A 20,353-nucleotide genomic window follows, 5' to 3' on the forward strand; every position below is an offset into this window, starting at 1 on the left:
TTGGTTTTGAGCAATGAATTTGAAAGATTCGTGGGTGAATTTCGATATTTGAAAATGAGAAACCCGATTTCTTTGCCTAAGTCCTATTTAATTTCCCGTGCGACGATCGTTTCTGGCTGATATTGCATCTATGCGATGCCATTCGGCATAGATCTTAGGCAAAAATTTTAAGAAAACATAACAAACTAGCAATTTAGGCAAAAATATGCTAGTAAAATTTTATTCTAAAATGATACCATAAATAAAAAAGCTATGTTGGATATAGGGACAGTATTAGACGATCGTTATCGCATCCTGAGCGAGCGGCAACCGGGAAGCTTTGGTAGAGTTTATCTAGCAGAAGATCTCAAGGAAGGTAACAAAAAAGTAATTCTGAAAGAATTTACTCTTGCCGTACAAGGTACAGATGCGTCGCCAACACTGCAAAAGCTTTCCAACCTTAATCATCCCAGGATTGCCAAATTTGAACTTGTTTACTATCAGCAAAATTTATTTTTAGTCCGAGACTATATCGTAGGAAAAAGTTATGCTACATTATTAAAATCAAAACATACGGTTACTGGATATTTTACCAAAAATGAAATTCTAGAACTATTTCGACAAATTTTACCAGTACTCAGTTATCTACACAAAAAAGGAGTTATTCATGGAAATATTTCTCCAGAAAATATCATCCGCAGTAATAAAGATAATTTACCAGTATTAATAGATTTTGGTGTCAAGCAAGTTGCCACTGAAATACTAGGTGTAGAATCATTGGCTTCTCAAGGTAATCACAACGCTAAAACTACCTACGCTCCGGACGATCAACTAAAAAAAGGAAGATTTGCTCCCGATAGCGATTTGTATGCTCTAGCAGCTTCGGCACTATATTTAATGACTGGCAAAGAGCCTAAAGACCTTTGGGATGTACCAGCAGCAAAATGGATAAAACAAAAAAAATTAACTCTTCGTTCTCCACTAAAAGAAGCTCTAAATAAAATGCTCGCAGCAGCGCCGGAACAGCGTTTTCAGTCAGCAGAAGAAGTGCTACGATTATTAGATAATAAAACAATAGTACAGTCAAATATGAGCAGAAATTTGGTATTCTTCTTCGCAGGAGTGGGAGTAACAGCACTAGCGGCAGTAGGTGCGATCGCTTTTTTCCCCGTTTTCAAACCACAGCCTCAGCGTAATTTAACATTAGGATTTCTCGCTATTCCCAATTTTCCTAACCAAAAATACGAACTTTTAGCAGATTACCTCAAAACCGAGTTAGGCAATAAGTTAAAAACTGATAAACTCACAATTATAGTTGATGCAATTGATACCCAAAGCACAACATCTTTATTGGATGCCAAAAATCGTATTGCTGACAAAAAATGGGATATTGCCTTTACCGTAAATCCTATGCTTTCTGTTGAGGCCAAAAAAAACGGTTATACCTTTGCCGCCAGAATGTGGCCAGGAATTGAGCAAATCCAATCAGTGCTGTTTGTTCGTGGTGACAGTTCTATTAAAAATATTGCTGATTTAACCCCCGACAAAATTATTGCTTTAGGACAACCTGGCGATGCCGTTACTTACTCTCTGCCACTTTACAATTTATATGGTAAGACCTTAACAATAGACAAAAGAAACTCTGTTAATGATATTATCGAAAAGGTAAAATCAGGACAAGCAGACATAGGGGCAGGCTATCTAAATCGAATCAAAGAAGAGCCGAAATTGCGATTATTTGGTTTTAGCCGATCGATTCCTTTATCGGGAGTATATCTTTCTCCTAATATTTCTGAAAAAGAACAAAATTTAATTAAAGAAACGCTTTTAAATGCTGCCCCAAATGTGCGAAATCAAACCAACTACGAACAAGGTGAAGAACCAGATTATAGTAACTTTATCGGTATTAATAACCGAGTAATTGAGATTTTATCCTGTACAAAATTCGATCAAAACCCTGTTAATCTCTACTGCGATCGGCCACAAAACATAATCCAAGGAAAAGTAGATGGTGTATTTCCTGTCGCCAATGATAAACACGAGCTAACATTACAAACAGAAAAAGATACTTATAAAGTTATCTTGCCGAATAGCTATGTAGGAGCGCCTCTAGAATTGAACGGTAAAATTATCCAAGTGATAGATGTAAAACCAAAGGAAGTAAGCGGAACACTCGTCTTAGAAATTACTCAGCCAAAGCAAATAAAAGTCAAAGATTAAGATGGCAACTGGGTTAAAAATAATCATGTACGAACATGGCGAATGCTAAAACCGCTTGCATTGCTTCTGGTGTTGCTGAAAATCCCCTTGAATTCACACTAATTCGACGCAGCGGCGATATTAGCGAACGTCATCAAGAATTTTTAAACCGACTGGCGGCAAAAGATAATCTTGGCAAGGGTTTAGCTGAAATTGGTAAGCGGGAAGTTACAGCAACAGATTTAGCGGTACTTACTTTCATCACCGGACGCGAATATGCAATTGTTATCCTCAAAGATAATAGAAGAGTTTTAGTTGATGTCGGTTCTTACAAAGGAGGAAGCTTACCGCCTAACACTAGAATTCTAATTATGCACTCCCATCCTGATGATTATGGTAGCGGTATGGCAAAGTTTATCAGCGAACCAGATGTAGATGCTTTAGTTTTCCTAAATCAACGCTACAGCTATATGGTAACAGTTGATGGAACAATCTACCGTTTCACCCAAAATACAATTCCCAATACGGTAGGAGAAGTTGTCAGAGAACTTAGTTATAGTGGATGGATAAACCCTCAAAGTTAGGAGAATATCAATATGCCATTTTTTATCCCCAACAGAACCAAATGTGCAATTTGTCATCAGCCTATCGAAAATCGTTTTGAAGCCGCTGAACTTCCTTATATAGACCCCGCCGCTTCTAGTTGGCTTTCACAGTTAGCCAGAAATTTTGTCCATCGCGACTGCTGGAATACATGGGAAAATGCCAAATTTTATGCCCATGCAGCATTTGATTTAGCAAAAAAAGCAGAAAATCAAAATCCTTCTTTCAAAATCGAGTTTGAAGCAGATGAATTAATCGTATTTTGGGTAGCCGCTTTGAATAGCTATCAACTAAAAGATTTCAACTTGCTGGCAACATTCGAGTTACCTTTAGAATCCTCTCCCGCTATCCTCAATTTTTTGATTTCCGTTCTTTCTCAACCAGAAATTACTGAAGAATACCAATTTGAAAATTCCATTTGGAAAGCGAGATGGGTAGATGCTAATATCGAGCTTACTTTATTTGAAGATATGGAGATTATCGATAAATTTCTGCTTCCGAAAGATAGACATAGTATCTGGCTAGCTGCGGTCAAAGTAATCCTCAACAAAGTAACTGAAAAGTTGGGCGAAGTAGCCGTTAACCAGAATTACGCTATGCTACCTTGAGAGGTTGATGATAAAATTAATATATATAGTAACAAGTAGTTCTCGAAAATATCTACACTTTCACCCTAAACCTAAACGGCATCGCCGAATTAACAGAGGAACAATTCTTTCAACTCTGTCAACGCCACGAACTAATCAGATTTGAACGCAATGCCGACAAAACCATCGTACTGAGGCCACTTTTAGGCGGTATAAACAGCAACCGCAATGCTAATTTAACTTATCAACTGGGAATGTGGAACCGTGACGAAGCTTTGGGAGTTGCCTTTGCTTCTTCCGCAGGTTTCACGCTTCCAAACGGTGCAATTCGTTCGCCTAATGCTTCTTGGTTAAAACGGGAAAAATGGGATGCTTTAACACCGGAAGAAAAGGAAAGTTTCGCCCCTGTTTGTCCTGATTTTGTGGTGGAGTTTCTTACACTCGATGATTCTTTAAACAGGCTACGCGCCAAAATGCAAGAATATATCGATAACGGTGCAAGGTTGGGTTGGTTAATTGATTTGGAAACAGGACAAGTTGAAATTTATCGCCCAAATCAAGATGTAGAAATACTCGAAAATGCCGCAACTCTTTCTGGTGAAGATGTGTTACCTGGTTTTGTTTTGAATCTCAATGCAATTATGTCGTAATTTCGGATATCAGAAACCCGGTTTCTTTAAGAAACCGGGTTTCTCGTCAAACATCGCCCCTACAAGTATTATGGCCACCTAGTTTCTTTGGAAATTTATCTGAGATTACATCTACCGAAAGTAGGATATCGATCGATTACTTGATATTCGATCGCTCCCCTAAAGCACGCGGAATAGCCTCATAACGGCGTCGAATCGCTTCTATCCGCGCCAACAGTTCGCGAATGCTGAACGGTTTGATGATATAGTCATCTGCACCGGCTTTTAACCCCCAAACTTTTTCCGAATCGTGGTTAATCACTGTCATGATCAAAATGGGTACATCCGAGAATTGTCGGATGCGCCAGCAAATTTCAATCCCCTCCATTCCCGGCAATATCAAGTCTAAAAGAACGATATCCGGTTGCTTTTCTTTGACTAAATTTAGTGCTGTCGGGCCATCTTTGGCCATTGTCACCTTATAACCTGCTTGCACTAAAGCAAAAGATAGTATTGCTCGCAATTCCTCATCGTCATCCACTATTAATACGTGAAGGTCTGGTGTCTGCTCTTGAAGCTCATAAAAGGTAGCTTCTGAGCCATCAGCCTCAACTTTTAGAAAAATATCATTCCACATTATCGAGCTTAGGATTTTGGCTACAATTTCTAGCTTGACAGATGTACCCCCAATCTTTATAACTTTCTGTAGGCAGATTTCTCATCTTTCTCAAGAGTGGTTACTCAACCAAAACTTTAGGCTAGTTGGAGAATTGATAATTACCACTCCCAAAAAATACTTTTCTCGCTAAGTTATCCTAATTAAGGCAAATAATTACCTCTTTAGTCAGAGAGCGGCTAAAGTCGATTTAACTATTTGTACTAATTCAGCTTCAGACCAAGGTTTCAATAAGCAGCTATGCAGGTTTGCTTCTGTTTTTGCTCGTTCAATTGCTGACTCATCAGCTTGACCGGTCAGCATCACTTTAACAATATTAGGAAATTGTTTATGGACGCGGATAAGAAACTCATCTCCCCTCATTCCAGGCATTAACCAGTCTGAGACAATCATAGTAATGTTGATTCCCTCTTCAGTAAGTTCTTTAATCACCTCTAAAGCTTCATCGGGGTCTTCAGCCATTTCATATATGCAGTCATCCCCAAAAGCAGCTTTTAGTTGCGTTCTCAGACTCTGCAATATGACTCTCTCATCATCAACGCACAAAATAACTGGTTTAGACATTCTCTCACTCCTCAATTAATTGTATAGGAAGAAAAACAGTAAATGTAGTCCGGCCAGGTTGACTTTCAACCTCGATTTTACCAGAATGCTTTTCGACAATTTTTTTGACAATATCTAGCCCCAAACCGCTACCTTCGCCTGGTGGTTTGGTAGTAAAAAATGGCTCGAATATTTTTGATTTTATATCTTCTGGTATACCTTTGCCGCTATCGGTAATGCTAATCATAGCTTGCTGTTGAAACTGATTTATATCGATCGTTAAAGTGCCTCGATAATTCATTGCTTGTAGGGCATTGTGGATGAGATTTGTCCAAACTTGATTGAGTTCGTCTGAATAACAGAGTACAGGCGGTAATTCTGCATAATTTCTAATTACTTCTATACCCTGTTTGATTTGATTCTGATAGAGGGTTAAAATAGTTTCGATTCCCTCACTCAGGTTAGCAGGAACCATTTTTGCAGAATTGTCGTAACGGGCATAGGTTTTCAGAGCAAATACTACTTTTGAGGCGCGTTCTGTAGCGGTGTTGATGGTATCTGTACCTCTTTTTAATTCGGAAAGTTTATAAGCGATTTCTAGGATTGGCAAACTGTCTGGTTTTTTTAACAAAGGGATAAATGTTTCAATTTCTTGATAAACGCCCATGATGACAAGGCGATCGGCTATTATATCGGCGTTGTCGAGCGCTAATTCTTCCAATTGCCGTTGTAAGCTTCTTCTGTATTGGCGTTCCTCTTTGGTAGATAATGCGATCTCTTGTTGGAGCGATCGCTGCAATAACGCCACAAAATCCTGGACTTCTTCTGGCGAAAGGGATTGAAACAGCGGCGGTAACTGTTCTAGGGTTCGATCCAACAATTTGGAAATATTTCCGGCGGAGGAACGAATTGCGCCCAAGGGAGTATTGACTTCATGGGCAATACCTGCAATCAATTGTCCCAAAGCTGCCATTTTTTCCGATTGAATCAGTTCTTCTTGGGTAGCTTTCAATTGTTGTAATGTTATTGCCAATTCCTCATTAGTTTTAGCTAACTGCTCATTTTTCTGTTCGAGACTCTTTTGCAGAGAACGTAAAGCCAAATGCGTTTCTACACGCGCCAAAACTTCTTCCACTTGAAAGGGTTTAGTGATATAATCTACTCCGCCAATCATAAAAGCTTTCACCTTATCTAGCACGTCATTAATAGCGCTGATAAATATTACCGGAATATCGCGAGTTAGTTCATCTGATTTTAGCTGTTGGCAAACTTCATAGCCATCCATTTCTGGCATCATAATATCGAGCAAAATCAAATCGGGAATAGATTGGCGAATACCCGCAAGTGCCAACTTTCCACTGGGTACGGCTCGAACTTTGTAACCCTGTTCGTTCAAGATACCAACTAACAGGCGCAAGTTCGCTGGTGTATCGTCGATCGCTAAAATATTGGCTTTAAAATTGGTCATTGGTCATTGGTCAGGGTCAGTTTTCCCTAATTAAGGAATTGTAGGTTCGGTTGAGCGATAGCGAAACCCAACACTTTGTTGGGTTTCCTGGCGTCAACCCAACCTACGAAAACTATTAGCATCAATAATTAATGTTAAAACCTTGTCATATTGAAAATTGTCAATACAACTTTCAATGGCATTGGCAAGAGGAGCGTTTTGGGTACGAATTTGTGATATTATTGTAGCAATTAAATCCAAATCGCCTTGAGGAATTGCCTCTTGCAGGTTAGCTACCCATTCCGCAGGTAGCGCTGCTATCGCCGCAGCAGTCAGTATATTTGCCTCTTCATTTTTGGTTAGAGATGAATCTCTTTTAGATGAGTCTTCATAAACATAACGCACGCCGATATGCTTGTGCATAGCATCAAATATTTCTGCCTCGCGGAATGGTTTTCGCATAAAGCCATCGCAACCGGCTGATAGCACAACTGCACGTTCTTCTTCTAAAACGCTAGCAGTTAAAGCAATCACAGCTGTCGCTTGACCTTTGGTACTTCCTTTAATATGTTTCGTAGCTTCATAACCGTCCATTACTGGCATTCTCATATCCATCCAGATTAAATGAGGCTCCCAAATATCCCACATTTCAATAGCTTCTTTGCCGTTACTGGCTTCCTTGATTTCAAAACCGAAGGGGTTAAGCAACTTAATTAATAATTGACGATTGCTCTGTTTATCATCAACTATTAAAATCCGATAGCGAGGTTGATTGGGTTCGAGGGCAATAACTCGCCGTTTCGGTTGTTTGCTTTCTATTTCGCTCTCGTCAACGACTCTGACTTCAATATTAAATTTGAACAGAGTGCCCTGACCTACCTGAGAACTGACGCTCATTTCACCGCCCATCAGTTGTACAAATTTGCGGCTGATTGGCAATCCCAAACCAGTTCCTTCTTGCGCTTCTTTGCCTGTTTTGCTTTGCACGAAGGCTTCAAAGATGCTATCTATTTCGTCAGGGGCAATGCCTGCACCCGTGTCTTCTACTTCAAATAATAGAGTCAGATCGGCTTCTTTTCCTTCTGTTTTGAATTTTGATTTTTGACTTTTAACTTTTAAAGATACGCCTCCTTCTTGGGTAAATTTGAGGGCGTTATTTAGCAGATTAATCAATACTTGGCGCAATTTTACTTCATCGGTTCGCACATATTGAGGCACATCGCCAATGCGCTCGAAAAGCAAGTCCAACTGCTTGTCATCAGCCTTCAGTTGGAACATATCTTCCAAGTCATCCAACATTCGATATAGGTCGAAGTTTTTTTCGTTGATATTGGTGCGCCCTGCTTCAATTTTAGATAAATCGAGGACGTTGTTGATCAAGGTGAGGAGGTGTTCCCCGCTGCGGTTAATAATGCCGACATTTTCTATGTGTTCTGAGGGTAAGCTTTGAGAGCGAGTCATCAGTTGGGAAAAACCGAGAATGGCGTTGAGGGGCGATCGCAATTCGTGACTCATGTTTGCCAGAAAGATACTTTTGGCTTGATTGGCAACTTCGGCTTTTTCTTTCGCTTTAGCCAGTTCTGAGTTTAATTCATCTACTTTCCTCGCCGCCAGACGCAGCTCGATCTCATCCATGACTATCCCAGCTAAGTCATTCAAGACTGACATCTCTTGTGGGGAAATAAGGCGCGGTTGTTTGTCGATCGCGCACAAAGTCCCCAAGCTATAGCCGTCGTGCGTTTGTAGTGGCGCTCCCACATAGAAGCGCAATCCGAAATCGCTAGTTACAAGGGGGTTTGTCGCCGATCGTACATCTTTACTGGCGTCTGTAACAACGTAGATGTCGGGAGAAAGAATTGCTGTCGCGCACAGCCCTGGGGAACGGTCAATTTGCTGAACATCTAAACCATGACGCGACTTAAACCAAATGCGATCGTTATCCACTAAGCTAACGACTGCGATAGGGACTTGCAGAAGTCGAGCCACAATCGCTGTCACTCTGTCAAAGGTACCCTCCGGGCGCGTATCCAGAATTTCATAACGTTGCAAGGCTTTTAGGCGCTCGGTTTCATTCTCTGGAATAAGTTTTTGATTATACATATTTTTATTCTCTGTGACGGGGAGGTTTCTACCATCATAAGCGATTAGCAATCTTTAACAAGCTATTTCTTATCTTTGTTAGTTACCTTTTCTGACAGCAGACAAACTAAATTGTCACTTTTGTGCGTCACTGATTTATATTTTAGGGACTATTATTTTATGACTTTTTCACAATTGACTTTTTCTCATTCAGAAACTCGGTTTCTCATTCAGAAACCCGGTTTCTCATTCAGAAACCCGGTTTCTTAGAGAAACCGGGTTTCTTAGTTCAGAAACCCGGTTTCTGCTAAGCTAATGCTCCTACAGCAACTTTCAACAAACCTTCAAACAACTTCATCCCATCTGTTCCGCCCAACATCGGATCTGACGCTCTCTCTGGGTGAGGCATCATTCCCAGCACATTTCCTTTAATATTGCAAATACCTGCAATATTATTTAACGAACCGTTGGGATTTTCGCCTTCGTAGCGAAACAGCACTTGATGGTTATCTTCCAACTGTGCCAAAGTATCGGCATCGGCGTAGTAATTGCCCTCGCCGTGAGCGATCGGCAAAGTAATTACCTGCCCAGTTTGATAAAGTTGCGTCCAAGGCAGATTAGTCCGTTCGACACGCAGGGAAACGCGATCGCAAATAAAATGCAAATCCCGATTTCGCACCAACGCCCCTGGCAATAAACCCGCCTCCGTCAGCACCTGGAAACCATTGCAAATTCCCAGCACCAACTTACCTTTACTTGCGTGTTCTACTGTAGCTTTCATCACCGGAGAGAAACGAGCGATCGCACCGCAACGCAAATAATCCCCATAGCTGAAACCGCCCGGAATCACGATCGCATCTAAATCCGAGATATCAGTTTCCTCGTGCCAAACCATCCGCGTCGGTTGATTGAGCAAATCGCGGGTGACATAAGCAACATCGCGATCGCAATTTGAACCCGGAAAAACTATCACCCCAAACTTCATCCCTTTACCCCCGCAGCTTCGGACACCTGAGTCAATTCAAAGCAATAATTTTCAATAACTGGATTTGCCAGGAGGCGATCGCAGATAATATCTAATTGCTGCCGCGCCGCATCTTCCGACTCAGCATCCAGCGTCACTTCGACATACTTACCAATTCTCACCTGTTCCACATTGTCATAGCCCATGTGTTTCAGTCCAGACTGTACTGCCACACCAGCCGGGTCTAAAACCGAAGGCCGCAGAGTAACATAGATTCGAGCCTGATATTTCAACACAACTGTTTTCTCACCAATAAAGATCTAGAGGGTGCAGCCTCCCTATTTTAATGTTGCATAGGGTTATGGTTGTGAACCTAACTGAGCTAGCGTAGAAAAAGGCACGGGTTGCGATCGTAACCAGAATCAAGGATGAAACCACAACACACTCGCAGTCAAAGACGAATTTTGAATCTGCTGAAGAACCTCAACCAAGGCATTTCAGCTCAGGATATATATATGGAACTGCGGAACCAGAACCAGGGAATGGGTTTGGCGACAGTTTACCGTGCCTTAGAATCATTAAAACGGGAAGGTGCGGTGCAGGTGCGGATGTTACCCAACGGCGAATCCCTTTACAGTTTGGCACACCAAGACAAACATCACTTGACCTGTCTTGAGTGTGGCAGATCCGTTTCCCTGGATAAATGTCCCGTCCAGGAACTAGAAACCCAACTGCACCGATCGCACCAGTTTAAAATTTTCTATCACACACTGGAATTTTTTGGACTTTGTAACCAATGTCAAGTAGCACATCAAGATGATGGCGTCGGGACTAGGTAAAGTCAAAAGTCAAAAGTCAAAAGTCAAAAGTCACTCATCAAGAATTTCTTCCCGCTCCGAAAGCCCCCCTGCCCCCTGCTCCCCTGGCCCCCCGCTCTTCCTTTCCCTCTTCTTTTTGACTTTTGACTTTTGACTTTACCTGGAAATCTACTTGTAATCGTTTTTACCAATATCTCCCACAATCGATCGCATTCCTTCGATAGTAGCTGGAATACTGCGGGGGTCGAGGAACATCACCTTGCTGCTGTCGCTGGTGCCAATTTTTTGACCCATCTCCAGATAATTCTGAGCCAGTAAAAACTGAAGCGCTTCGTGGGCGTGGGGGTCAGAGGTAAGCGTTTTGGCAACAATTTGTAGCGCCTCAGCGGTAGCTTGCGCTTTGAGGACTTGCTGCTGGCGTTCTGCTTGCGCTTTCAGAACGATCGCCTTTTGTTGCGCTTCCGCCTCCAAAATAGCAGCTTTTTGACGAGCTTCCGCATCCAACACTTGCGCTTCTGCCTTACCTCTAGCAGAGTTGATCGCAGATTCCCGTTCGCCTTCAGACGTGAGAATTGCCGCCCGTTTTTTACGTTCCGCAGACATCTGCAATTCCATCGATTCCTGCACCGCCCTAGAAGGAATAATATCTCGCAGTTCCACCCGCGTTACCTTCACTCCCCAAGGATCGGTAGCTTCATCCAAATCTCTCAGCAAAATTTCATTAATTTCCGATCGGGCTGTAAAAGTTTGGTCGAGTTCCAGTTTACCCATTTCAGACCGAATTTGAGTCAACACCAAATTCACCATCGCCGACTGGAGATTTTCCACTTTGTAGTAAGCTTTCTCCAGGTCGAGAATGCGCCAGTAGACGACCGCATCGACGGTGATGGCCACGTTGTCGCGAGTAATACATTGTTGAGGTGGAATATCGAGAACTCTTTCCCGGATAGTTTGTTGGTAAGCAATTCTTTCGTAAACGGGGATAAGGTAATTGAGACCGGGCGTTAATTTTTTACCGTTATATCTACCTAATGTTTCGACTAAAGCTTCCTCTCCTTGCTTAATAATTCTGATACCCGTGAGTCCCGGTACGCCCAGAAACACACATATCGATACAAGCAAACCAAATACATCCATTTTGAAACTCCCGATCTTAGATATGTGGAAACTTATGAATTCAAAAGGTTTTCTGGCAGAACAATCAAGGTTGTGCCTTGCCGTCCGACCACATAAACTTTTTGGTTAGGAGCGATCGCCTGTTGTTCATCCCCACAACGCGCTCGCCAAGAATTGCCTTCATATAGCACCCGTCCCGTCTCTCCCGCCGGAATTTCCGTAATTGTCTGCGCCTCGCTCGCATCCTGAAGAGAGCGTACTTTACGCTTAGGTAGGAAGCGACGGGAGACAAAAATCAAAGCCGTAGAAAGTCCCAACCAAATGAGTACCTGCCATTGAGGCGATCGCACAGCCATCGAAAGCAGAGCTACCATCAGGGCGCTCAGTCCCATCGCGAAAGACGTAAAAGCCGTCGGGATAAATAATTCCACCGAGCAAAGCGCCGCCCCCACCACCAACCACAACAAAGTGGGGCTGAACCCCAGTGACAATACCATATTTGCAGCTATAGGAGCCAGAAACCGAATCATTGACAGACTTAACAAGATATTCATATTCCGGCCTGTAAATTTACAAAAGGTAGGGTGAACTACTAGACGAGAGCCAGGTACGATGGAGAGGGTGTTCTACATTGGTTTACTACAACATTTAACAGCTAGATTTCCCTTGATGTGGTTGCAATTTCTCTTTCCCCGCTCTGATTTAAGGTTTTTTTTATAAAATTTCTCAATTATGAGCAGTTCCGAGCCGCCGTTTCATCGCTATCTTTGGGCATCTGACCCAGCATCAGCGCTTTTAGGAACCGGAGAGCTAGTACAAGGCAGATATCAGGTTGTTGCACCCCAAATTTGGTTAGATACACAACCGGAACTGCCGCCTGAAGTTCCCCAGGAATTACCTGAAGAGATTTTCCCTTACCTGCGCCTATTCCCTTTGCGCCTGCACATACCGGAAGTTTACGGTTTGGTTGTGATGGGAGAACCCCCAGACACAACTAAGGTAACACTGCTAGAAAACGCGCCCATAGACGAGGACGGAAATCTTTATCCGCATATTGTGGAAGCTTGGGAGCGGGTTAATCCAGTGCGACGAGTTTACTGGCTGTCGCAAATTCTAGAATTGTGGACGCCATTATCGGAATTCGGAGTAGTTTCCAGCCTGCTAATGCCAGAAAATGTGCGCGTGCAAGGTTGGCGTGTATGGTTGCTGGAATTGTATGCGGATACATCGCATTTACAAGAAGCAGCGTCTTTACAGGATCTGGGAGAGTGCTGGATCGATTGGATTGGGACAGCAACAGATCCAGTATCCGATCGACTGCGAGAAATCGGCCAGCAAATGCGTAGCGGCGAAGTAGAGTTGGAGGAAATTGCCGCTCAAATCAATCGCCTGCTTCTAGAGGAAGCCGCCCAGCTTCCCTTACGGTTGCAAGTGGCTGGAGCAACCGATGTGGGGCCCATGCGTAAAAGCAATGAAGACAGCTGCTATCCCACAAATGTAGATATCGAAAATCGCCACAATCCACCCAACGATCGGCTGATTCCTTACTTAACTCTAGTTTGCGATGGCATTGGCGGTCATGAAGGCGGTGAGGTAGCCAGCGATATGGCACTGCAAACCCTCAAACTGCAAGTGCGGGCCCTACTAATGGAAGTGAGCGAACAAACGGAAATCGTGCCACCAAAGTTAGTCCTAGACCAACTAACGGCAATTGTCCGGGTGGTGAATAACATGATTTCCAGCCAGAATGACGCTCAAGGACGGGAGTTGCGGCAACGAATGGGGACAACTTTGGTGATGGCCCTCCAGTTGCCGCAAAAGATTGTGACAGCAGATGGAAAAGAGTTGGGAAATGCCCACGAACTCTACATTGCTAGCGTTGGTGATAGCCGCGTCTACTGGATATCGGCTGATTATTGCCAGCAACTGACTGTGGATGATGATGTGGCTACCCGCGAAGTTCGTATGGGTCGCAGTCTCTACCGCGAAGCGCTCAAGCGAGTCGATGGCGGTGCTTTGACTCAGGCGCTGGGTATGCGAGATGCCGAAGTTCTCCGCCCCACAGTGCGGCGATTTATTGTGGAAGAAGATGGTCTGCTGCTGCTGTGTTCTGACGGTTTGAGCGATCGCAGCTGGGTGGAAAAATCCTGGAAGGATTATGCAAAGCCAATTCTTAAAGGTAGGCTTTCCCTGGAAGCCGGTGTGGAATTTTTGATCGATCTGGCTAACGAAAAGAACGGTCACGATAATACATCAGTAGTAATTACTTGCTGTCTCCTTTCTCCAGAAGCACCAGTACTCTTCGACCCCAGAAAGGCAGAACCAGATACTTCCGGACTGGATGATACAGCCCCTATGGAATGGGAATTGACAGAGGCTTCCAAAGCGCTTCTGTACGCTGATTCGGCAACCGCTCCTGACGACGAACCTGTTACTATTGGCACTCGACAGCCGCAAACCTGGGTGGCTGTATTGGGGGTTGTTGCACTGCTCATCTTTGGTTTGGCAGCATATGGCGCTTGGCGAACCCTAAACTCACAAAATTCCCAGCCCCAAGCACCGACTCAAGAGGAATCTCTCTAAAAAAGGCAAAAGTCAAAAGTCAAAAGTCAAAAGTCAAAAGGCAAAAGTCAAAAGTCAAAAGTCAAAAGTCAAAAGTCACTCATTAAGAATTTCTTCCTGCCCCCCTGCACCCCTGCCCCCCTGCCCCCCTGCCCCCCTGCACCCCTGCCCCCTGCCCCCTGCCCCCCTGCCCCCCCGCTCCCCCATTCCATAAGCTCCCTCTCCCTGATGAGGAGGAAAATTAGTATAAGTTTTGGGGACAGTTCTGTGCAAAGATAAAAAGGTTGTCTGGAAGCAACCTGAAGGTGCCCCAAAAGGAAACGCTAGAGTTTATGAAAGTTGGCGATCGCGTGCGCGTTAAAGAGTCTGTCGTTGTTTACCATCATCCCGAACATCGCAGTAAACCCTTTGATGTCAAGGGTTTGGAAGGAGAAGTTATGGCGATTATTCATGAGTGGCAAGGTAGACCTGTGAGCGCTAACCTTCCTGTCCTAGTTAAGTTTGACAAAAAATTTAAAGGTCACTTCCGCGAAAACGAGGTGGAGGTCATATCCTAGCGACGACCCCAACGAAACCAACCCAGGATGTTGACCTCGCTCTTCATCTTTTGTAACTCTTGTCGGTGTCGTTGTGCTGTCGTGTAGTACCACTGACAGTAACGCTCAAATTCTTCACGATACCGAACTTCTTGGTAAAACTCACTGGTCGCTTGGTAGGCAGCAAAGATTTCATCGCCTGCCACCGGCGACAGTGGGATAATTCGTCTTAATTCTTCTGACATTAGTGTGAGAGATTGAGGGCTAGAAAGTCAAAAGTCAAAAGTCAAAAAAGGGCGTCGGGAAGAGGGAAGAGGGGAAAAGCGTCGGGATATAAGGATTGCAAATTTGAGATTGCAGATTTTAGATCGAAGTTGAATCCAAAATCTAAAATCTAAAATCCAAAATCCTCTCATCGCCTAGAGCCAACCTCGGAGGCGATAGATCCCTATCCCAATGTATTCTTTCAGAGCGCGAGTTGTGTCTCCCAGTCGGGTGGTGTCCGGCAGGAGATTTAGCAGCGTTGCTTGCCAAGTGCGTTCCTCCTTGAGTTCTTCTTCTAAGACGAGAAAGTCAGTCGGAGCTGGGATAGCTTCGATGCCCTGACGTTTGAAGATGGCGAGAGAGCGTGGCATATGGAAAGCAGAGGTAACTAGGAGGACACGGCGTTCGATATTTTTAGCTGCCAGGATTTTGCGGACATTCACGGCATTTTCGTGGGTGTTGAGCGATGTGGGATCTTGTAAAATAGCTGACTTGGGAACGCCCATTGCCTCTGCAATTTCTGCCATATCTTGCGATTCTGGTGGCCCGCCGTTTTTCCAATCGATGCGACCGCCGCTGAGAATCAGGATCGGTGCTTTACCTTCTCGATATAACTTAGCACCGTAGAGGATGCGATCGCCTTCTTGAGCTACTTCTACCCAAGGTCGGGGCGGCTTTTTCGGCAGAATACCACCTCCCAAGACGACGATCGCAGGTGCTGACGGCAGTTCCACCGTTGGGATATACTGTCCTTCGAGCGATCGTACCAAACTGCGAGATATCCAGGTATTGCTTGCCAACAGCAACACGAAAAGTGCCAGAAACATCGGTACGGCTGCCCATTTTGGCCGTTTCCACAGCATCACCAAAGCGACAATTATCAGTACGCAGGCTAGCCCCAACGGGTAGATGAAAATAGGCAGTAGCTTTGATAAAAATAAAAACATCTGCAATTAGGGGATTTCAGATTTCGGATTTCAGATTTCGGATTTCAGATTGAAATTCTATTTGCCATCTTAAATTTACAATTTGGAACGTCTGCGGGCGTTTTTCCAGAAAAACCAGCTAGGACGAGGTTGGTGGCGCTTTTTGATGCTTTGGTGTTTTAAATTAGCCTTAGTTGGCTTAGAGTTCCCTTCCATTGCAGATTCCAGAGTCGTTTGCTGGGGAAGGCTGGGCGTTTCTGTACTATTCCACCCAGCGGCTATCCAGCCAGCAGATAGTCCACCCAGGATTGCCAAAAGGAAACTTAAAGTCACTGACTGTCCGAGCAACAAAAAGCCCAAAAAAAAGAAAAAAGCTACTTTCAGTCCTGTTGAAATCCCCTCAGAGATAATCATCGGTCAATGCTCATCACTGTTTCCGATCGCAATTTATCGCATCAAGAAAAATTGAGCAATGAACCATGAGCTATTGACTGATTACCGAATTCAATTGTGACTCTAAGTCTTGGGTGGTGTCTAATGTTTTGACAAAAGCTTGTTCGGCGTCTGTGAATGCTTCGCTAGCGGCTAGTTGACTGCTGAGGAGGTTAGCGGTAGCGTCGGAAACATCGCCTATACGGGATGAGAGGCGATCGCGCAATACTTCCTCTGGTGCTGTACAGTATAAAATTTGTAGAGGCAGATTGTGGGCTTGGGCTCGATCGATCGCATCTTTCCGCAACGCCATCCGATCGTACTTGGCATCTAAAATCACGGTAAAGCCTTGGCTAGCCAGGATAATTCCCAGTTCCAACAGACGCCCGTAAGTTTTCTGAGTCATTTCTGAAGTATACAACTCATCGCTACCGCGATCGCGCAACGCTACACCAGCCAAATGTTTCCGTACCGCATCAGAACGAAGGTGAATTGCGCTGATTTTGCGAGCCAACTGTCGCGCCACCGTACTCTTCCCAGATCCGGATACACCTGACATTAAAATTAATTTACCTTGGCGCGGTTTTGTGTATTCCCACGCCATTTTATAGTAGTGAGATGCTGTTTGTAGAGCCTTTTCTTTCTCATCAGTGGGAATGCCGAGATCGTCCAACAAAAATGAAGTTACTTTCGCTCGCACGTAAGCTTGACGGCTTAGGTATAAAGGCAAAACTTGCAAACCTTCCCAATCGCCAGTTTCTTCCACATAGGTGTTCAAAAACGCATTACCGAAGTCGGGACGTTGCCTTGCTTCCAAATCCATAACGGCAAAAGCGACATCGTACATTACATCGACAAAGCGGAAAGGTTCGTTAAATTCAATACAGTCAAATAGCAGAATTTTGTCATTCCACAAACAGATATTTCTCAGGTGTAAATCGCCGTGACATTCGCGAATAAAATTATTTTGAATCCTGCTGGCAAATAGTTCTAATCGAGATGCAAAGAAAGTATCTGTAAAGTGTTTGGTTTCCTCATACTGAGATTGAGTTTGCGGCCCGCCGATATATTTGGCAGTTTGGTCGTAATTTTCGTCGATCGCTTGTCGAATGCGATCGACTTCTCCAAACGTGCGAATGTACTCATTCGTTGGGGTTTGGGCGTGGAAATCTGCCACAATTCGTCCCAAATCTTGCATAATTTCCTCAGTTAATTTACCTGCTTCAAACAAACTGAGCAATAAAGTATCTTGCGGAAATTGGCGCATTTTCAGGGTATATTCTACCACTTCGCCAGCACCGCTCAGTTGAAAGCGATCGCCTGTTTGAGCGATCGGCAAAACTTCCAGGTAAATTTCGGGTGCGCCCCGCTTATTCATGCGGAATTCTTCATTACAAAAATGTTGTCTTAGTTCTAAAGTAGAAAAGTTCAAAAAACCAAAATTAACTTGTTTTTTGAGCTTGTAGGCGTAGTCGCCGGTAAGCAATACATAAGAAACGTGCGTTTGAATTAACTTAATTGGTTCTGTGACCGGATGAGGATAAAACTCCGGCTGCAACATTTGCTGAATGAAAGGAGGGAGAGTAGTTTCAGTCATGATAATTGATAATTGGTGAAAAGGTAAATTGTCAACCAAAACAAATGACAAATAGACTTCTCTAGAAAAAAATCTAAAAGGCAGGCAGGATGCCTATCCCACAATAATTTTTGGAGATGTCTAATGACAAATTTTAATAAAAAACCAGGGACGAAACCCTGGTTAGGTCAGAAATAAACTGATAGCATCAGTTGAGCGAGTCTCATACAGCTGCTGCTTCTGCACCTTCCGCGCCACCACCCTGCTGCGCGAGTACAGAGACAACAACTTCATTTGTTTCTACAACGGCAGAGACGCCTGGGGGCAAAGTTAATTCGTTGATGTGAATGGCATCGCCAATATCCAAATTGGTGACATCAACGTCAATCTTTTCTGGGATGCTATCTGGCAAACATTTGACTTGCAGTGATGAGATCACGGTGTCTAACATCCCGCCTCTTAGCTTGACACCTTTTGATTCGCCGACAAAATAGAGGGGCACTTTGACTTCAATGTTGCCATGAGCGGCGACGGAAAAGAAGCTGACGTGATAGATATGTCCTTTAGCGGGATGAGATTGCACTTCTCGGAGGATAGTTTGACCGCTCCAAGGTAGGTCGGTAACGTTGAGATTAATTAGGGTGTTGTTGATGGAGGCTTTTTTGAGCAGCAGCTCAACGGTTTTCGCGTTTACTGCCAAAGAAACTGATTCGGAACCGTTGTGGCCGTATAAAACGGCAGGAATTTGACCGTTGCGACGCAGAGAATTGGGTTTGCTGTTTTCTGGCCGCTTTTGACATTCAACTGTGAGTTCCATGTTCGGATTTGCGATTTGAGATTTTGGATACGAAGACTTTCGATTGTAGCAATTAGCGATCGAATTTCAGACGGCCACAGGAGTGCCGTCAGCGTGCAAAAGGGCTCGTTTGGGCCCGTGGATGGGGTCTTCCACAATAATTGTTTGGTCGCGGCTGGCTCCCAGAGATACGATCGCAATGGGCACTTCCATCAATTCGGCGAGGTATTTGAGATACTCCAGCGCTTTTTTGGGTAAGTCTTCCAATTGGCGACAATCAGCTGTGGATTGTTTCCAACCCGGTAAGGTTTTGTAGATGGGTTTGCAATTAGCAAAGATGCGGGAACTGGTGGGAAAATCTTCGCAGCGTTGACCGTCGATTTCGTAGGCAACGCAGACTTTGATTTCATCTAACTCGTCGAGTACGTCGAGTTTAGTGATGGCGAGACAGTCCATGCCGTTGATGCGAACGGCGTAGCGACCGATGACGGCATCAAACCAACCGCAACGGCGTTTGCGTCCGGTGGTGGTGCCAAATTCCGCACCGCGATCGCATAAAAATTCTCCCACATCGCCGTCTACTTCGGTGGGAAATGGCCCTTCTCCCACTCGCGTAGTGTATGCTTTGGCTACGCCGATAACGCGATCGATCATTGTCGGGCCAACACCAGTGCCCACGCAAGCTCCACCGGCCACTGGGTTGGAGGAAGTCACGTAGGGATACGTGCCATGATCTAAATCCAGCAGGGTTCCTTGTGCGCCTTCAAACAGAATATTGCGTCGCCGCTTAATGGCATCGTAGATTTTTAAGGAGCTATCGACTACGTGAGGTCGCAAACGCTCTGCATACTGCAAGTACTGCTCGATTACCTCTTCTGGGTCGAGGGCCGGCAAGTCGTAAAGCTTTTCTAGGATGACGTTTTTGTAGTTAATTGTCCAGTGCAGCTGTTTGCGGAGGGCATTTGGTTCCATTAAATCCAAAATGCGGATGCCGGTACGCTCGGATTTGTCGGCATAGGTCGGGCCGATGCCGCGACCTGTGGTGCCGATTTTGTGGTTTCCGCGCCTCTCTTCGGATGCCCGGTCAATCATGCGGTGGTATGGCATGGTGACGTGGGCGCTTTGGGAAATCAGCAGGTTGCGGGTGGAGATGCCCAGCTTTTCTAGCTGGTCTAGTTCTTCAATCAGTACCTGGGGGTCGATGACGGTGCCGCAACCGATGATGCACTCGGTATCGGGATATAGAATACCAGAGGGAATCAGGTGCAGCTTGAAGGTCTGCCCTTGCACCACAACGGTGTGTCCGGCATTGACACCCCCTTGGTAACGTACAACTACATCTGCTGATTTACTCAGTAAATCGGTTATTTTTCCTTTTCCTTCATCGCCCCACTGGGCACCTATCACTATTACGTTAGCCAAGGGTTTATTAAAAGTGGTAAAGTTTCACAAACTCTTATTATTATCAGATCCCCATACCCGTGTCAAGTAGGTAGTCGATCGAACTGGGGGCTGGGGGCTAGGGTGTAGGGTGTAGGGGAAAGGGAGAGGCAGGAGATTTTAGCTGCTTAGTTATTTCTGCTACTGGAGTACTAGGCGAAGAGATAAACAAGCGACTAAA

The 20,353-nt window shown here is 44.4% G+C and carries 21 protein-coding genes; 7 read left to right on the forward strand and 14 right to left on the reverse strand.

Translation table 11 applies throughout. The features are described from left to right. Positions 1-252 precede the first annotated feature (252 nt). The 4 genes from ACE1CD_RS04580 (at position 253) to ACE1CD_RS04595 (ending at position 4,018) form a co-directional block, all read left to right on the forward strand. A complete protein-coding gene (locus ACE1CD_RS04580; RefSeq protein ID WP_374821917.1) occupies positions 253-2,199 on the forward strand; it encodes a PhnD/SsuA/transferrin family substrate-binding protein in 1,947 nt (648 codons plus the stop codon). A gap of 35 nt (positions 2,200-2,234) precedes the next feature. Next, positions 2,235-2,762: a hypothetical protein gene (locus ACE1CD_RS04585; protein ID WP_374821920.1), complete on the forward strand. Its 528-nt coding sequence runs from the start codon at positions 2,235-2,237 to the stop codon at positions 2,760-2,762. A 12-nt stretch (positions 2,763-2,774) separates the two neighbouring features. Beyond that, positions 2,775-3,389 (forward strand): hypothetical protein, encoded by a 615-nt coding sequence (locus tag ACE1CD_RS04590; RefSeq protein ID WP_374821922.1) that lies wholly within the window; start codon positions 2,775-2,777, stop codon positions 3,387-3,389. Between the two features lie 80 nt (positions 3,390-3,469). Then, a complete protein-coding gene (locus ACE1CD_RS04595) occupies positions 3,470-4,018 on the forward strand; it encodes a Uma2 family endonuclease (protein WP_374801105.1) in 549 nt (182 codons plus the stop codon). Positions 4,019-4,154: 136 nt separating this feature from the next. Here ACE1CD_RS04595 and ACE1CD_RS04600 read toward each other — a convergent pair whose 3' ends face one another. From ACE1CD_RS04600 to purS, 6 genes are all read right to left on the reverse strand, one after another. Then, entirely contained in the window at positions 4,155-4,634 is a 480-nt protein-coding gene (locus tag ACE1CD_RS04600) for a response regulator transcription factor (RefSeq protein ID WP_374800876.1), read from the reverse strand. A gap of 207 nt (positions 4,635-4,841) precedes the next feature. Further along, the gene (locus tag ACE1CD_RS04605) at positions 4,842-5,237 is read right to left on the reverse strand and encodes a response regulator (protein WP_374800878.1); all 396 of its coding nucleotides are present in this window, start codon (positions 5,235-5,237) and stop codon (positions 4,842-4,844) included. A gap of 4 nt (positions 5,238-5,241) precedes the next feature. Then, a complete protein-coding gene (locus tag ACE1CD_RS04610) occupies positions 5,242-6,684 on the reverse strand; it encodes a response regulator (RefSeq protein ID WP_374800880.1) in 1,443 nt (480 codons plus the stop codon). A gap of 93 nt (positions 6,685-6,777) precedes the next feature. Next, positions 6,778-8,763 (reverse strand): ATP-binding protein, encoded by a 1,986-nt coding sequence (locus ACE1CD_RS04615; protein ID WP_374800882.1) that lies wholly within the window; start codon positions 8,761-8,763, stop codon positions 6,778-6,780. 286 nt (positions 8,764-9,049) lie between these two features. Next, complete coding sequence (purQ, locus tag ACE1CD_RS04620; protein WP_374800884.1) at positions 9,050-9,727, reverse strand: phosphoribosylformylglycinamidine synthase subunit PurQ; 678 nt, start codon at positions 9,725-9,727, stop codon at positions 9,050-9,052. Continuing rightward, positions 9,724-10,002, reverse strand: coding sequence for a phosphoribosylformylglycinamidine synthase subunit PurS (gene purS / locus ACE1CD_RS04625; RefSeq protein ID WP_374800886.1), 279 nt, complete (start codon positions 10,000-10,002; stop codon positions 9,724-9,726). The genes purQ and purS overlap by 4 nt, the downstream gene beginning before the upstream one ends. Positions 10,003-10,134: 132 nt before the next feature. Here purS and ACE1CD_RS04630 point away from each other — a divergent pair, with 132 nt between their 5' ends. After that, complete coding sequence (locus tag ACE1CD_RS04630; RefSeq protein WP_374800888.1) at positions 10,135-10,545, forward strand: Fur family transcriptional regulator; 411 nt, start codon at positions 10,135-10,137, stop codon at positions 10,543-10,545. 147 nt (positions 10,546-10,692) lie between these two features. Here ACE1CD_RS04630 and ACE1CD_RS04635 read toward each other — a convergent pair whose 3' ends face one another. Together ACE1CD_RS04635 and ACE1CD_RS04640 are read right to left on the reverse strand one after the other, a co-directional pair. Beyond that, positions 10,693-11,661 carry an SPFH domain-containing protein gene (locus tag ACE1CD_RS04635; protein ID WP_374800890.1) on the reverse strand — a complete coding sequence of 323 codons (969 nt, stop codon included), beginning with the start codon at positions 11,659-11,661 and terminating at the stop codon, positions 10,693-10,695. Between the two features lie 32 nt (positions 11,662-11,693). After that, positions 11,694-12,194 carry an NfeD family protein gene (locus ACE1CD_RS04640; protein WP_374800892.1) on the reverse strand — a complete coding sequence of 167 codons (501 nt, stop codon included), beginning with the start codon at positions 12,192-12,194 and terminating at the stop codon, positions 11,694-11,696. 178 nt (positions 12,195-12,372) lie between these two features. Between ACE1CD_RS04640 and ACE1CD_RS04645 the strand changes: the two genes are divergently transcribed. Together ACE1CD_RS04645 and ACE1CD_RS04650 are read left to right on the forward strand one after the other, a co-directional pair. Further along, positions 12,373-14,223: a protein phosphatase 2C domain-containing protein gene (locus tag ACE1CD_RS04645; protein ID WP_374800894.1), complete on the forward strand. Its 1,851-nt coding sequence runs from the start codon at positions 12,373-12,375 to the stop codon at positions 14,221-14,223. 311 nt (positions 14,224-14,534) lie between these two features. Continuing rightward, the gene (locus ACE1CD_RS04650; protein WP_190467849.1) at positions 14,535-14,759 is read left to right on the forward strand and encodes a ferredoxin-thioredoxin reductase variable chain; all 225 of its coding nucleotides are present in this window, start codon (positions 14,535-14,537) and stop codon (positions 14,757-14,759) included. Here the strand turns inward: ACE1CD_RS04650 and ACE1CD_RS04655 are convergent. From ACE1CD_RS04655 to ACE1CD_RS04680, 6 genes are all read right to left on the reverse strand, one after another. Continuing rightward, positions 14,756-14,983, reverse strand: coding sequence for a hypothetical protein (locus ACE1CD_RS04655; protein WP_374821925.1), 228 nt, complete (start codon positions 14,981-14,983; stop codon positions 14,756-14,758). The two genes, ACE1CD_RS04650 and ACE1CD_RS04655, sit on opposite strands and share 4 nt — an antisense overlap. A gap of 174 nt (positions 14,984-15,157) precedes the next feature. Continuing rightward, positions 15,158-15,949: a YdcF family protein gene (locus ACE1CD_RS04660; protein WP_374800898.1), complete on the reverse strand. Its 792-nt coding sequence runs from the start codon at positions 15,947-15,949 to the stop codon at positions 15,158-15,160. A 75-nt stretch (positions 15,950-16,024) separates the two neighbouring features. Then, positions 16,025-16,342, reverse strand: coding sequence for a hypothetical protein (locus ACE1CD_RS04665; protein WP_374800900.1), 318 nt, complete (start codon positions 16,340-16,342; stop codon positions 16,025-16,027). Between the two features lie 70 nt (positions 16,343-16,412). Further along, positions 16,413-17,957, reverse strand: coding sequence for an AAA family ATPase (locus ACE1CD_RS04670; protein WP_374821928.1), 1,545 nt, complete (start codon positions 17,955-17,957; stop codon positions 16,413-16,415). A gap of 202 nt (positions 17,958-18,159) precedes the next feature. Continuing rightward, positions 18,160-18,753, reverse strand: a complete 594-nt coding sequence (locus tag ACE1CD_RS04675) for a 50S ribosomal protein L25/general stress protein Ctc (protein ID WP_374800904.1) — start codon at positions 18,751-18,753, stop codon at positions 18,160-18,162. Between the two features lie 66 nt (positions 18,754-18,819). Continuing rightward, positions 18,820-20,154, reverse strand: a complete 1,335-nt coding sequence (locus ACE1CD_RS04680; protein ID WP_374800906.1) for an adenylosuccinate synthase — start codon at positions 20,152-20,154, stop codon at positions 18,820-18,822. Between the last annotated feature and the right edge of the window lie 199 nt (positions 20,155-20,353).

Origin of the sequence: Aerosakkonema sp. BLCC-F183, assembly GCF_041929145.1 — a bacterium.
Lineage (GTDB): Bacteria > Cyanobacteriota > Cyanobacteriia > Cyanobacteriales > Aerosakkonemataceae > Aerosakkonema.